Origin of the sequence: Pseudomonas marginalis (genome assembly GCF_900105325.1) — a bacterium.
GTDB classification, from domain to species: Bacteria; Pseudomonadota; Gammaproteobacteria; order Pseudomonadales; family Pseudomonadaceae; genus Aquipseudomonas; species Aquipseudomonas marginalis.
The window spans coordinates 156448-170218 of record NZ_FNSU01000002.1; the positions used below are offsets into that span (position 1 = coordinate 156448).

General features: G+C 56.6%; 12 protein-coding genes and 2 pseudogenes. 3 read left to right on the plus strand and 11 right to left on the minus strand.

All coding sequences use genetic code 11. From position 1 onward, the window contains the following. Positions 1-195: 195 nt before the first annotated feature. A pseudogene (locus BLW22_RS08250) lies at positions 196-636 on the plus strand (IS66 family transposase); the annotation flags it as partial. A gap of 179 nt (positions 637-815) precedes the next feature. On the opposite strand, the gene BLW22_RS08255 reads toward BLW22_RS08250, so the two are convergent. From BLW22_RS08255 to mobH, 5 genes are all read right to left on the minus strand, one after another. Continuing rightward, positions 816-1982, minus strand: a complete 1167-nt coding sequence (locus BLW22_RS08255) for a reverse transcriptase family protein (protein WP_074845380.1) — start codon at positions 1980-1982, stop codon at positions 816-818. A 189-nt stretch (positions 1983-2171) separates the two neighbouring features. After that, a complete protein-coding gene (locus BLW22_RS08260; RefSeq protein ID WP_074845383.1) occupies positions 2172-3473 on the minus strand; it encodes a phosphoribosyltransferase-like protein in 1302 nt (433 codons plus the stop codon). Between the two features lie 260 nt (positions 3474-3733). Continuing rightward, positions 3734-3907 (minus strand): hypothetical protein, encoded by a 174-nt coding sequence (locus BLW22_RS34845; RefSeq protein WP_159440239.1) that lies wholly within the window; start codon positions 3905-3907, stop codon positions 3734-3736. 387 nt (positions 3908-4294) lie between these two features. Continuing rightward, complete coding sequence (locus tag BLW22_RS08265; RefSeq protein WP_143045107.1) at positions 4295-4729, minus strand: hypothetical protein; 435 nt, start codon at positions 4727-4729, stop codon at positions 4295-4297. A 191-nt stretch (positions 4730-4920) separates the two neighbouring features. After that, the gene (gene mobH / locus BLW22_RS08270) at positions 4921-6645 is read right to left on the minus strand and encodes a MobH family relaxase (RefSeq protein ID WP_074845386.1); all 1725 of its coding nucleotides are present in this window, start codon (positions 6643-6645) and stop codon (positions 4921-4923) included. 231 nt (positions 6646-6876) lie between these two features. Here mobH and BLW22_RS08275 point away from each other — a divergent pair, with 231 nt between their 5' ends. Continuing rightward, on the plus strand, positions 6877-7071 hold the full coding sequence (locus BLW22_RS08275) for a DUF7740 domain-containing protein (RefSeq protein WP_074845805.1): 195 nt from the start codon (positions 6877-6879) through the stop codon (positions 7069-7071). A gap of 133 nt (positions 7072-7204) precedes the next feature. Here BLW22_RS08275 and BLW22_RS08280 read toward each other — a convergent pair whose 3' ends face one another. Then, positions 7205-8167: an ArdC family protein gene (locus BLW22_RS08280; protein ID WP_074845390.1), complete on the minus strand. Its 963-nt coding sequence runs from the start codon at positions 8165-8167 to the stop codon at positions 7205-7207. A gap of 130 nt (positions 8168-8297) precedes the next feature. Continuing rightward, positions 8298-8627 (minus strand): hypothetical protein, encoded by a 330-nt coding sequence (locus BLW22_RS08285; protein ID WP_074845393.1) that lies wholly within the window; start codon positions 8625-8627, stop codon positions 8298-8300. Positions 8628-9078: 451 nt separating this feature from the next. Between BLW22_RS08285 and BLW22_RS08290 the strand changes: the two genes are divergently transcribed. Next, positions 9079-9477 carry a DUF3742 family protein gene (locus BLW22_RS08290; RefSeq protein ID WP_074845395.1) on the plus strand — a complete coding sequence of 133 codons (399 nt, stop codon included), beginning with the start codon at positions 9079-9081 and terminating at the stop codon, positions 9475-9477. Here the strand turns inward: BLW22_RS08290 and BLW22_RS08295 are convergent. The 4 genes and pseudogenes from BLW22_RS08295 to BLW22_RS08310 form a co-directional block, all read right to left on the minus strand. Next, positions 9466-11007, minus strand: coding sequence for a conjugal transfer protein TraG N-terminal domain-containing protein (locus BLW22_RS08295; protein WP_074845397.1), 1542 nt, complete (start codon positions 11005-11007; stop codon positions 9466-9468). The genes BLW22_RS08290 and BLW22_RS08295 overlap by 12 nt on opposite strands. A gap of 10 nt (positions 11008-11017) precedes the next feature. Beyond that, positions 11018-11323: a hypothetical protein gene (locus BLW22_RS08300; protein WP_074845400.1), complete on the minus strand. Its 306-nt coding sequence runs from the start codon at positions 11321-11323 to the stop codon at positions 11018-11020. A 3-nt stretch (positions 11324-11326) separates the two neighbouring features. Continuing rightward, positions 11327-12707: pseudogene (locus tag BLW22_RS08305) on the minus strand (integrating conjugative element protein). After that, complete coding sequence (locus BLW22_RS08310) at positions 12704-13660, minus strand: TIGR03756 family integrating conjugative element protein (protein WP_074845404.1); 957 nt, start codon at positions 13658-13660, stop codon at positions 12704-12706. The pseudogene BLW22_RS08305 and the gene BLW22_RS08310 overlap by 4 nt, the downstream one beginning before the upstream one ends. Between the last annotated feature and the right edge of the window lie 111 nt (positions 13661-13771).

The following is a 13771-nucleotide window of genomic DNA, read 5'->3' on the forward strand; positions in this document are numbered from 1 at the left end:
TTCAAGGAAGCCTTCATGCTCGAGGACGTGTTCGGCCTTGGGTTTCGTCCCTACTTAGCGTCCAGTGCATCCTGAAACTAGGCTATGGGTGGGCTGCGCAACAAGCAGTGAGCCTCCTACATTGAGCTTTAGCCGGCGGCTTAATGGATGACCCATCGGAGGTAAGCAGCGCGTGAAGGTGAAATCAGCCAGTTGCTTCACGAAAGCGAGAGCGAAGGCCGCGACCTGGAGCCAAATTTACGGCGCCGAATACGGCAAGGAAAAGCCGTACCGGTGATGGAGAAGCTGCATGTCTGGATGATCGGCCAGCGGGACCTCGTGCCGGATGATTCGGCTATCAGCAGAGCGTTGGATTACAGCCTGAAACGCTGGGCAGCACTGCCGCGCTACCTTGATGACGGTGCCGTCCCCATTGACAACAACTGGTGCGAGAACCAGATCCGACCATGGGTTCTTGGACGCAAGAACCGGCTCTTTGCAGGGCTGCTACGCAGCGGAAAACGGGCGGCTGCAATTATGAGTTCGATCCAATATGCCCGGCTCAACGGGCATGATCCCCATGCTTATTTGAAGGACGTTCTTACACGCCTACCGACGCAGTGGGCGAGTGAAATCGGCAAGTTGTTGCCACATCAACCGCCCATCGAGTTGCCGCCGGTGTCGCACACAGCGGAAGACTGGGCAAAGACCCAGGGCGAACAGTTGTTCATTCGCATTGGCCGGAATAGGGAAGGTGACTTTGATGGACGGTTTAATTTTCAACCTGCACGGCTGTCATCTTTCGTCGGGTGTCATACCCGTTTGGTGGTGGGGCATCAGTACAGCACCGGCCACTCCACAGCTTCCAGTCTTGCTTTTACCTCTCTGCCGTAGTCAGGCTCGATCTGAATGGCGTAGGCAGCGAGCCCCATCAGATGGTTGCGCATGCCAGCAACTGCTGAAAAGCCTCGACGCTCTGCATGTGTCAAAGGCCCGACGTCCTTGCGCTCTAGGTAATGTAGGTGCATCCGGATTTTCATTCTGAACGCGCGGGTCAGCCTCGGTGTTTCCTGATGCACTTGTAGGCCCAGGACGATTTTTCGACTCCGTGGTGAGGCGATCGTAGTCTTGGCGAGATTCGGGTTGAGCCCAAATCGCTGGAGGATCCTGTAGACCTCATTCACTGTCCGACGAGCCTGCTCCCGATCGAATGTAACGTCGGTTGTAGAGAGGGTCAGGTCATCCGCGTAGCGCGTGTAGGTCAGCCCAAGCCGCTCGGCTAGCTCGGTCAGCAAAATGTCGGCTTCTCTCATCGCAAGGTTTGCGAGCATGGGACTCGTTGCGGCGCCTTGTGGCAGATGACCAATGTTCCGTGATGCATAGTTGGGAATCTTTGACTTGGACAAGGAGACTTTTCGGCGCCATTTGATCGTGCGGCGTATACGACTGAAGTTACCGGTGCGGGTGCAGAGGCGTGACAATTCAAAGGATACCAAGGGCTGGTAGCCGAGGCTGCGGAAGACCCGGTAACAGTCAATTTCAGAGATCGACTCGAAAAAGCGTTTCACATCGACCTTGATCAGCCAACGACTCGTGCAGTGAGGCGAGGCCGCGTCAATTAGCCGACAGTTCGGTGCAAAGGCTGTGCTGGCCGCATGAGGCTTGGCTTTAGCTAATACGTGTTGCGCGATCCACTGTTGGGCTACCGACAGGCTTGGAGGTGGAACGCAGATCACACGGAATGAAGTGGGCTGGCCCAGTCGGCCGCGCTTTCTAACGCGAAAAACCTTGTAGGACTCAACTTCGCGAGTAACGTAATCTCGCAGGTGCTTATAAGACACTTGGGTAAGGTGGGCGAGGTGCTTGAGGGTCAGTATTGGGGGCAGCGATGGGTGAACAGCGACCGTCTTCTGAGAGGTCACGATCGCAGCGTCCATCACCAGAGGGGCAATGCTACTTGCGCCTTGGTCTCGGCGGTAGTGTTGAGGCGTCCAATCCTTCATCTACTTTGACACCCGCAGGGTGAGTGCTCGCGCCGCGGGCAGAAGGCTACGCCACTAGGCTGTGGCGTGAGCGCTTAACCGTAAGCAGGAGCTAAGACATAGGGCAGCAGTAATCTGCGCCCGGTGATGAGTTGAGAATCCAACCCATCATGGCAGCAACATTCTAGGAACGTACGCCGGAGCTAGAATCTAGATTGGATGCCTCAACGAGGAGGGATAGTACGGTTCTGGAATCGGATTGCCAACAGGTGTGGTTTTTTTAGCAAGATGCTCCTGTTTTCTGGCATGCGCGAGCTGGCCGTAACCCTGGTCGGTCAGTCTGCGTTGTGAGTCGATCCAGCCATACTGAGTCATTTTTCGGAGAAGATTCGTCAGCTCATACGTTTTCAGGCCGGTTCGAGTGGCGAGTGCCCGGTCGTTCAAGCGGGAACGCTGCAACAGCGCACTCAGCACCAGAAAAGCTTGTCCTGTGCCTATATCTGATTTCAAGATCGCCTTCGACTTGGCCAGGCTCTTATCGCCGAGGTTAGCCAAGCGAGCGCTGATGCTCTCGGCCGTCAAGTCAATCCCGAACACTTCCTTGCTGATACCGGCTGAAACCCGAGCAGGGAATAAAGGCGTCCAGGTTTTTTTCTTGTCTTTTGAGGCTTTGTGAAACATGAGTGGTACGTTGTTTGGCGCACCGTGTGCGAACACAAGCAGAGCTCCAGTGTTGCCGTAGCCAAGGCTTGAACCGCTCCAAAACCAAGGGCCGTGGCCTGGCTCTCCATCAGTGGGATCATAAGTGGTGCAGAGCGTCTTCATCTGCTCGGCTTCTTTAAGGGAAAAACAGATGTCGATGGTGGGGCAGGGCAGAACAATATGTATCGTCGGTTTGGACGGATGTCTGGCTACCGAGCGCTCGCCAGATTCAGTGGCGGAATACGCCATGACTGCAAACCTCATCAGTTTTCCTGACCACCAGCTGCGGACGGATCTGACTAACCATGCCGCTTCAAGATAGTTCGATGCTCGATCACCGCTTCCAATCAGGTCCGTAACGACCCAGAAAGCCCGTGCACGTTTTCTGCGTATCTGCTCTGGGCCTGGATGGTTTAAGAATTTTTTTGGATACTCCTGGCAAAGCTGAGAAATCATCTGCGCGACTATGCCTTCGCTGCCAACCGAGGGGTCATAGGCTTTCGTTGGCTTCACCGCGTCAGGCCCTTTTGCGCCGGTGGCACGCCTGACGGAGCGTCGGGTTTCGCTGAATAAACGGTTCGGCTTACCTAGGCGATGCCTAAGCTCGCGCTCGGCATACAGAGCAACGGTACCCTGTGTAGCTTCTGCTTCCCGCAGAAGCATGGCACGCATTTGATCGATGAAGTCATCTCGAGATACGAAGGCAAACGCCTCTAGCAGTTTCTGGGCGCGCGAGCGATCGCCAAGATTGAACTGCTCCAGCCAGGCGCGAGCGAGAGCATCACTGGCTATTGCGGTTGGCTTGTCCATTGTTCAACGTGATCCTATCGGCCGACGTGGTCTGCACTGGTACACGGGGTGTCACAGGTTGTTTGATCGAGTGAGAACATGGTGCTAAGCCCGTAGGCTGAATCCCATCCGCACAAAGTGCATGCAGAACGCCGTCCTTCCTGTGGTTCACCATATCCGGCCTTGGTCGGAGAGTCGAGATCACTCCTGACAAACCGCGGTACTCTGCTCTTGCCACCACAGCGAGGCGCACACTCGACGCGACGCTCTCAGCAGAGCGGTTACAGGCCTTCAAGGCCGCCTGGGAGAGCTGCGTCGAGAATCTTGACCGGCTGAGCGTCCATATACCCACCCAGAGGCAAGGATGTCATTGGTGGTGCTTCAACCACCTCAGGCTGTTCGAAGTCGCACAGGATGTCGGGGTTGAGTTTGATCGGCTGGTGGAACTCGAGCAAGATCGAAGTTCTGGGTTTGTGCAGAGGATGGCCTGCAGGTATTACACGATAGCGCCGGTGCACGTTAGCTCTACCTTCACATGACTCAAATGCTGAGTGCTGTGATCGATGCGAGCAAGGTCAGACACTCACAGATGAGCTGGATCGGGCAAGCTGTCCAGCTGGATCGTTGAAGGGATTTCATTTTTGTACAAGGGTGGTTCAATCCAGATATCAAGAAGCGTATGTATGATGTCAGACCTTACAAGGCGGGGCCGGTAGATGCGTTCTGTGACGAATCGGAAGAAGATTTGGAGGAGATCGTGCAGCCACCAGATTGATCGTTCGCAGCTACCTGGGCTTATCGCCAATCAGGTGCTGCGAGCATTGGGACGATGCAATCCGGACTTAATGCGAGCTTGATCGCAAGAACTGGGCGATACTCCCCATGGCAGCGCCCATCCTTTTGATCCAGCGATAGGTGACAGCTGGGCTTGTGACCAGGTGGTAGCGATCGTTGAGATCCTCGATTCGATTAAGGACAAGCTCGCGCTCCGAGGCACTCAGATCCTGCTCCAGTAGACGTGCTTGCAGGGGAGCCAGCTTGGCTTCGTACTCGCGAGCCCACTCTGGGCGTACGTAGTCCTGAATCCTCTCCAAATTGAGCAGAAGGAGTGCAGAGGCGGCCAATGTCATCGCGCTGGACACCATAGTCAAGTCACCTTGCTTCCATAACGCGCCGAGTACCAGGCAAGGGGATATCGCTACCAATGACAGGTATAAAACGCGCTTGGGTGGGTCTTTGCGATCTATCGGAGCAGTACGGCTCAGAGCTGCAATCATGGGGTTCACCCGTCAATGAGTTCGACGTGGATCGTCTCACACGGGATCATGTGCTGGGCTCAGAATTCGTTACCAGATTTGTAGGTCACCAGGGGGGCGCTGGGGTAACCGTCGGGTAGGCCGTACTGCACTCGACTTCGACCTGCGGAGCAGATTCGATATAACAAAAGTGAAGAGTTTGATTAGCCTCGTTAGCTTTCATCAAACGCGAGAAAAGGGTTATCTGACGGTATCGATTCTAAAAGTGACGTCGGCTCCGCAATCAGATATCCCTTCAAGGTCGTTTTCTTCCTGGGACCTTGCACTTGGCATGTCCAGATATTTAGACCGTTGTCTCGCTTCTTGTGAACCTTCAGCTTCTCAAACTGCTTTTGCACCCAACGCCATTCTTCGATCTTTTGGCAAGCGCCCTGAGAAATACCGGGAAACTCTTGCGCGTAACGTTGGAAGAGACCAGGCGTGACCAAAAATGCGCTGCCACCCACCGTGTGGATTTTGGCCTTGCTGTCGTTGATGATCAGTTTGTGGCTGAGAATGCCTTCCTTGACCCAGTTCAGGAATACCTGGCCTGGGCTATCCGATTGAAGCGTTGAAGTTTCGACAGCACTTTCTGACAGTGCGTCTCTGGCTTCAGGCTCTTTCAATTCGAACATGTCCAGCAGCGTGCCGAGGTAATCGGCATCCTCTCGTGCCAAGGGATCCGGCTGCGGTTGGCTTTGACCTGATCCTGCACTGCCTGTGTCGGGCGCTGCTACTGGTACCGGGGTATCAGTTGAGTGGTCATGGGCTGCAATGCTCACCGTTCCGCTGAAAGCCTCAGGCCGGTCTTCGTTCCCCCAAATCAACGCCGGTTGAAGGCGCAAAAAGGTAAAGGTCTGCTGCCAGTCTCCTTGTGCCACAAGCGCGGTCCAGATGGCTTTGCCTTCCGGCGTGGACTCAACCAATCCATGCGACTGTAGCTCGTCAAACACCGCGAAATTGGACGAGGGAATGCCCTCAATCGATTGCGACAGCAGATAAGCTCGTAGCTTGTCCGTGACCGTCTTGCTGACGAGCCAGAGTGCGTCCTGGGTCAGCCATCCCGCGGCACCTGGCTGGTTGAGTTTCAGCTCGTGTTGAACCAGATGACGCAGTCCGCTGATCAAGTGATGTTGCAGCGAATGAATGGGCGCTTGCAGTGCCTTGCTCGGGTTACCACCGATGTTCTGCGCGGTGGAAACACGGTCTGCCTGCATTACCAGCTCACCGAGCACGCCGGCACGTTCATACTGACCCGCCAGGACATATAGCAGACTGGCCCACAGTGGCGGAAATCCACTGAGCCAATCGAGGATTGGGCAGTCGAGAATCTGGGTGTAGAGCAAGCCTGCGGCCGCGCCGTGCAGGTGGTAGTCGCGATCCTTGAGGTAGCGAAAACGGTAGGGCTGATCCAGCGATCCCTGCCAAGGATGCCAGACACGGCCATCCTGGCGTTCGACCAGCAGGTCCACGGCGATCTTGCCGATGTCATGGAGCAACGCGCCATAGGCGATGCCAGCAGACCAAGCGTCGGTCTGGGCGGCTTGGTCTTCGGGTGCGGCGCCGGTGGGAAGCAGATACGACTGACGCAATTTCAAACTGCAAGCAACCAGCTCGAGGCCATGGTCGAGCATGCCACCGAGATAAGCATGGTGGTGCGTCTCGCTGGCCGGGAGTTGTTGGACCAGCTCGGCGTAGCGATGGATCGGATTTAAATAGAGCTGCCTGAACTGCTGATGGGAGAGGGCGGTGTACTGCCAGATGCGATCGAGCAACTGGCGGCGGTGCTCGGCTGCTAACAAGCTCTGGGACGATTCGATGGGCAGGTACCCATCGGCGACGTTTACGGTGGGTGGCGGAGGAGGCTTTTGCCTTTTGTGCCGAAACAGACTGAGCATCATAGTCCTCCCGGGAACTGGCAGAGTCAGTGGCCTTTTAGCCTTTTCGGATAGGGCTCTTACCCTTGACTCCCCATTCCCTTCCAACCCTTACCGGTCCTTTTGCCGTGTGTCCTTTTTTGCGGCAATCGGAATATCGATTTGTCCTGGTGCCGTTTTATTGGATGCGCATGCTGGTACGAAAAAGGAAAGTGTCGGTACACTGCGGTGCGAATTTTATCGGGTCTTGCCATGAACCTTACTGACGCCACGCTCATACTGCTGCTCGCAGCACGTATCCATGGAACACACGAAGCCGTCAGGGCCTCGGCGAAGAGCGTCGTCAAGAAGCTACCGCGCAGCAAACGTGACCTCATCTACAAGGTGATCGACAGCCGGAGTCCGCTCGATCTGGTGGATTACCTGGCGGAGAATCTGGATACGTAACGGTGTACTGCGGTACGGGATTACCTCATGTTCTTTGCGTCAGAGCTCCGCAGTGTGGGGATTTTTCTGGGCATAGAAAAAGGGTCCAACTCGTGTTGGACCCTATGAAGCGTTTGCAGCGGTGAGGTGACGATCAAGCTCCATCTTTCATGCATCGAGAGTCATCCATTACCGTCTGCTTCCGTTGCTGCTCCAGGTTGAGCACATACTCCGAAGCGCATCGGGCCTGGCCACTGGCGCGGAAAATCGCGCGGTTGTCAGCCTTGAGCAGGCCTAGCCAGTGGTCGATGTAACCCTCGTGCCGAAGCTCTCCTTGTATACCGGCGTAGGCACATAAAAAAGCGGCACCCATTTCGGCGATCAACTCTTCAAATGCATAGCCTGGCGAGCCAAATGGACACGGAGAGGTCACGCCTTCGCGCTGCAACCGAGAGTGGTGTCCGGTCCAGTGTGTCAGCTCGTGAAGCGCGGTGGCGTAGTATCCACCTTGGTCGTGAAACTGCGCTTTTGTCGGCAGTTGGATGAGATCCCTGATCGGGTGGTAAAAGGCTTCGTCGGCAAATCGATGAATGATATTTGCGCCCGAACTTAGCAACAAACTTTCCGCAGCAGCGTTGGGGAAGAAGGGAACGCTCGGCTCCGTCTCGAGCAAAGTTTCGTTGAGCGTTTCGAGCCCCTCCGTTTGTTCTATGTTGAACAGAAAGTGCGTCCTGAGAATGCCAAAGTGGGCGACCTTGGGCTGACCGTTTTCATCCAGTACGGGTTGACCTGACTCGGTCTGTTCCTCGCGCTCCATCGGCTTGTAGAGCACTGCCAGGGTGCTGTGCTCACCCTTACGAATGTGCCCGCCGGCCTTTTTGGCTTGATTAAAGGTCAGCCAGCGATCTTGAGTGAACCCCTGCAACCTGGCCTCGGCCCACAGCAACGGTAAATTGATGCCCGAATAGGGGCGCTGGGTGATGGCGTTGATGGGGTAGGGTTGGTGATGAGCGACGTCAGTTGAGCCATTTGAGGACCAGGGTTTGATCCAGGGCGCTACGCCTTGGTCCAACGCGGTAACGATCTTGTCTGTCACGTCTTGGTAGATATTGCGCATGGCATTTCCCTCGAAAAACCGGAGGAACGCCTTGCCCGTCGGGGAAGGTTCCCCGGTGGGTGTTGATTGGATTGGTACAGGACTGCGTATAGCCTGAGTTGGATCAGTGGCCGGGTATGGCCGTTTGCGTTTAGCGTTGTTGCTCTTCCGCAAGCGCTATCAGCAAGGCGTTAGGTTGGTCTGATGCCTGAAGCAGGCTGAGGCTCAGTAGCAGTAATGGCTCATGATCTGCATCACTCGCTGAGCCGAACTTGGCTACCTCGAACACCACGTAGGGTGTGTTTGGATCGGCCAGGTGAGCTTTGAAGGCTGCGCGTACGACGTTGCTCAGCCTATCGAGCTGCAGCTTTTCAGGATGACTTGAACCATCGAGCAATACTGCGTGTTGCCACGCGTCTGGAGTGAACACAACGGGCAAGCGCAGAGTGTTCAGTGCTTCGCTTGTGAGTGAGTCGGACATGGTGTGCCTCCGTTGATAGCGCGAAGAAACCTGTCCCCTAGGGGAAAGGAATTTCCCCGCGGTGGGTTGAAGAAAAGCAAGAGGGTTTGGGACGAGCCGAGCTCGAAAGGCGCTCGGGAGAGGAGTAGGCGTTCATCACCGTGAAACGTGACCGTGCGAGCCACCGAACGCTAATCGCACTTGGGGGGAACCATCACCGGAGTGACGTAGCTTTGAAGGCTCTGGCTACCTGGGAAGGTGCTGTCGATAACAGCGATCCGTACCTTCTATGTAGCTGGATGATCTGGATGGGTCAACGGCCATAGAGGCGCGGGTGCACGAGCTGCGTCTTCTGTCTTCCAGTGAAGTTTTTTCGACCGAGCAACCTGATAAACGGTTAAGCATGGGCGATTTTCAGTAGTAGGCTGTAAGCTCGATTTCCACAGGAACACGCTCAGAAGAGGGCGCAATCATGCCGGGTCAGCAGCCACTTCAAATCTCCCGCGCCCACCGCTGGGCATATGCATGCTGTATGTTCGCAAAACGTGGTTATCGCAAGTTAAAAGAGTTTGAGTCCCGCGTAGCTAAACGTGCGGTAGCGACAGGTATACCTGCGGGTGGGCTATTGGTTCGCGGGACCTTTCTAATTACGAAGCTGGCATTCCTCCTTGGGTTGCTCTTTATCGGTTTCTGGCTGGTCGCTTCTGTGGTGACGATGATTGCTGTAATTGGTCTTCTGGTGTCCAAGGCTGCCATTGATGCGGATATTAAAGAGGCGGCACCCGGGCCAGACTACCTTGGTGCCGACCTCTACATCGGTGACTTCGACGACAACGGGCATTACATCGGCGACAGCAAATCATCTAATTGAGCGGCTAGCCGCCCCCACTATTTGATCCGTACCTTTGCTTGCTGAATCACTTGCTGCTTTGCTGCCGTTCGCCAACATGCCTTGAATCCCGTTTCCTACTGCATATCCTGTCCAGCTCATAGCTCCAAGGAACAGCATAGGCAGCACGATGAACATCGCGCCCATCACGTACTCAATTACCTGCGCCGTCACGGTTCCATCCATAAACCCGGATGTCGGCAGGGACAAAAGCGCCTGATCGGACGCCGACACCTGGTTGTACAAGGTATCGAGCATGCTGGAGTCGACCCAGCGGGCCAACTCCCACCAAAAGGTCAGCATGTGCAGCGTGAATAGTGCGAACGTCACCGTCATGACGGTCTTCAATTGGTAGGTACTGACCAGCAGGATCAGCGGCAAGCTGATGATGACGCCCATGATCAGGAAAGCCTGCACCATCGGCAGGGCGGCGCGTAGCGCATTCATTGCCGGAAAGTTGCTGAAGGAGCCGAGAGCCAGCCCAGTGTTGGTGGCCAGGTTATTAAGCCCCTGATTGATCGACCCGCCGCGAGCACTGGAGCCATAGTCTTGGAACACCTGTCCGGGCGACATGGACATCGATTGTTGTCGCGGGCTGACCAGTTCGCGCAGGGTGGCATCCTCGATCTCGTTGCTTGAGCGGCCAGTCAACCAGCCTTTCAGTTGAGTCAGCAGCGAAGGGTCAACTTGCTCGATTAATCGAGCTTGCAACCCGATACCGCTGTCACTCCACCATTGTTTGCAAGTGGGATAGCCCGCGCCATTCTCCAACCGTGGCAAGGAAATATCGCGGGTTTCATCGTAGGGCCAACTGACTCGTGGTGTCCGTGAGCGATCGGTGTCGTAGTAGCCGGGAGTGTAGAGAAAATAGCGTGAGCCGATCCAGGATGCATCATGACTTTGTGCCTTGTCCAACTGAGGACGGTTGGTGAACAGCCGAGAACGGGAATAGCCGTAGCAGTCGCGAGTGAAGTCGGCGACTTCCTGTAACAGTACCTGGTTATCGATGCGAGAACTGTCGATCTCCATGCGCATCTGCCGGATGTCCGGTGCGCAGGGGATGGAGGCGGTGGCCGCTGCGGTCACTCCTTTGCTCAAGGCATGCACTAGAAACCACCAGATTGGCACGTTGGCAGAGCGTTCGCCGATGGTGTTGAAAGTGGTCCCCCAGGCGGTCTCTGCTGGCTTGGCCACACTGGTGCCGCAGCGCTGGCTGGCTGCATCATCGAACGCCATTGAAGCGAGGTTTAGCGGAAAGACCGGCGCGCAGCCGAACAACACGACAATGTAGGCCAGCCAAAGCCGGTTCTCGATTCGAGGTACCGAGAGCAATCCTTTGTTGCCTTCATCCGCGCCTTGCTGACGGGCCGACAACCATTCTTGCAAGATGATTGCACCAAAGGGCGCGGCGAACAGCCCAGTATCGGACAGGACGTTCCAGATACCGTTGTTGATGATCCATGCCAGCAGGGAGAGGTAAAACTCCAGGTAGCTGTTGGTGCTCATGAGCATGGTGGTGACCTCACAATCGAGTGAGCTCGACGCAGGTAAAGAGCAAGAGCCCTAATGTCCCGGCGCGTTTCACGCGCAGTCGGTCCTGTGGTCGATACCGGTAGCGCCTCAGCAGGTCCCACCAGAGTGCAAAGAGGACGCCGTAGAGCAGGACACGCCACCACCGCAGATAAGGCCGTATCGATTCCAAGGCTTGCTGCCAGCCCCCGAAACTGCCCAGCGTGCAGCCGATCCAGGCGATCAGCGCGGCGGTTAGGATCATCCCTGCGGCGATCCCTAGACTTGAAAGCAAAGTGAATAGCAGTGAGCGTTTCATGGCTCACTTGCGCCTGGCGTCAGCGTCGTTGAGTCGGCCAGGTTCGGGGTCGCCGCTCGACGGTGCGCGACGCATCGGCACCTCCAGCATGTCGATCGAGCACGAGGCTGGCGGTATTGGTAGCCAATATTTGCCGTACCTGCAGCTCGGTCTGCAGCAGGCGTATCTCGCGCTCCAGCGTGTCGATGTTTTTCGTCAAGGTCGTTTGGGCCGGTTCGGCGGAAGCGATGTTAGGTTCGTGGCTGCCTGCCAGCAGCGTGCGCAATAGCAGGAGCGCTTTGTCGAGCACGCTGGACAGGGCTGTCTCACTGGCCAGGCGCCGCGCCAGGAGTTCCTGATCAGGATCGTCGCGCAGGGCTTCGATCACACCACGGGTCACTGGCAGCATCGGGCTGGAGGCTTTGCTCAGATTGTCAGGGGTAGGCGGCAGAGAGCCGGACAGCAATCCTTGCAGGGTCTTGAGATGTTCACCGTAGGCCTCCTGGATCAGCGGCGTCAGTCCGCTGCCAGCGGTAGCCCGCAGAGTCTCGCAGGTGTCGCAGGTCGCGACTTCGGTCTCCCCCAGCACTCGAACAGCCCATTCGGATTCCTCTTGGGGTGAGGTCCATGCCTGGCAAATAGCGCCGCCCAGGCAATCACTGCTACTGATCGAGGCGCTGTCATCCACGGACCGGTTATGCAGCAGGTTGTAGCCCGCGCGCACCACATCGGAGGTTGCCCGGATGGGTGTTTGTCCGCTACCTCCAGCCTTCTGCCCGCCGACCCATGGCACCCCATTATTGCCGTTACGGGCCTCGGTGTTTTTCACCGCGGCCACCGCATCACCGCCAGTTTGTTCGAGGTTGCCCTGCATCTCCTGGTTCTTGGCCAATGCGCCCCAGCCGGCTTGGCCGACCTTGTCAGCCATCTTCTCGGCCATGGCCTGGCAGGTCAGTTTGGAACGGTCGAAGTCGATGCGCCCTTGCATCACCCCGTTACTCAATAACTCATAAAGCCCGGGGTTGGCGCGCTGGATGATCAACGCAGGCAGCGACATCACCGCTTGGGTCGCGTTCTGCACAATGCTGCCCATGATTTGCTGGAACCCTTCGGTGACGCCGTTCAACTGGTTTTGCAAGGTGTTGGTGAGGCTCATGTTTCCGCACATCATGTTGGCTTGCCATGAGCCGCCGACACCGAGCCCGTTGGGACGGTAGAGTGAACTCGGCGAGCCCGCTGCCGAGCCGCCACCGATGGTGTACATCACCCGGTCGTCGAGCACTTCACCTTGAGTGCCTAGGCGGTAATCGTCCTCGACTGCATGAGCATGAGTGGCCACTGCGAGCAGTCCACAGAGCAACAGACTCATCGCGTCGAACGAGGATCGTGTGAGAAGCAGGCTCATGAAGCACCGCCTTCGAAGTCGATGCTGAACAAGAAGGTCTGTCCTTCACGCTTGCAGCAGCTATAGGGACGCCACAGCGACCAGGCGTAGCCGCCATCCGCGCTCTGCACCGAATCGCTGGGGAAGATGGCACATGTGGGTTGAACCACGGGGGAGAGCAATTGCCATTTGTGGGTCGAAGCGTCGTTTTCAACGATTGGGCCAGGCGGCCAATACCCCTCGCGTGGTACGGGCATGAGCGGGACATACACGTGCGGTTGCCAGTTGCGGGTAATGACATCACCCGCCCGCTGCACCATCACCGCAGCGGCTTTGAAATCGTCGGGTTGCACCAAAAAACCTTGCCGGGGATAGACGTTCCCCCACATGTTGCCCGCGAGCTGACGACCGATTTCACGGATCCCGGGCGCGAGCGACTCGGGATAAAGGCTTTCTGGGATGCCATGACGCCAGGCCAGTGAGTCCAAAGTGCTCAGGTAATAGGGCATGAACGCAGTGGCGCCGCTGGCGCAGGCGTAGCCGGATTGCGAGGCCAGTTGCGTGGCGGCCCAGCCACCTGGATGACCGATGGCATCAACGTTTTTGAAACGAGGCAGATTATCGCGCTGGGTGTTCGGCGTGATCAGGTTACCGCCTCCTTCCGCACCACTGATAGGAGAGGATAGGGCGGCCATCTCGGTCCAAGGATTGGCTCCGGTGGTGGCATAGCTCGAGACCACCAGCTCAGGAATGAAGTGACGAACCTTGGTTGAGGTTTTCACGGTGCAGCCGAAGGGGGTGCAGAGCAACCAGAAACAGATGCCGACGACCCTATACTCAAGACAGTCCGGAGAAAGCACCGAGGCGGTAATGTTGCCGGTATCCAGCGCCACGCTTGATCCGGATGCCAGCAGAATGCTCAGCACCAAAGGATGTAACTTCTGGGGCGAAATGTGCGGGCAGGCAGCAGACATGATCCAGGCTCTGGGTGTATGGCCTGGACAGGTTCAATAATCGAGAGAGGGGTGTCAGTGAGAAAGCCGAACGCAGGATTGTCGGTTTACAGGTACCTTCTAGATCAGCAT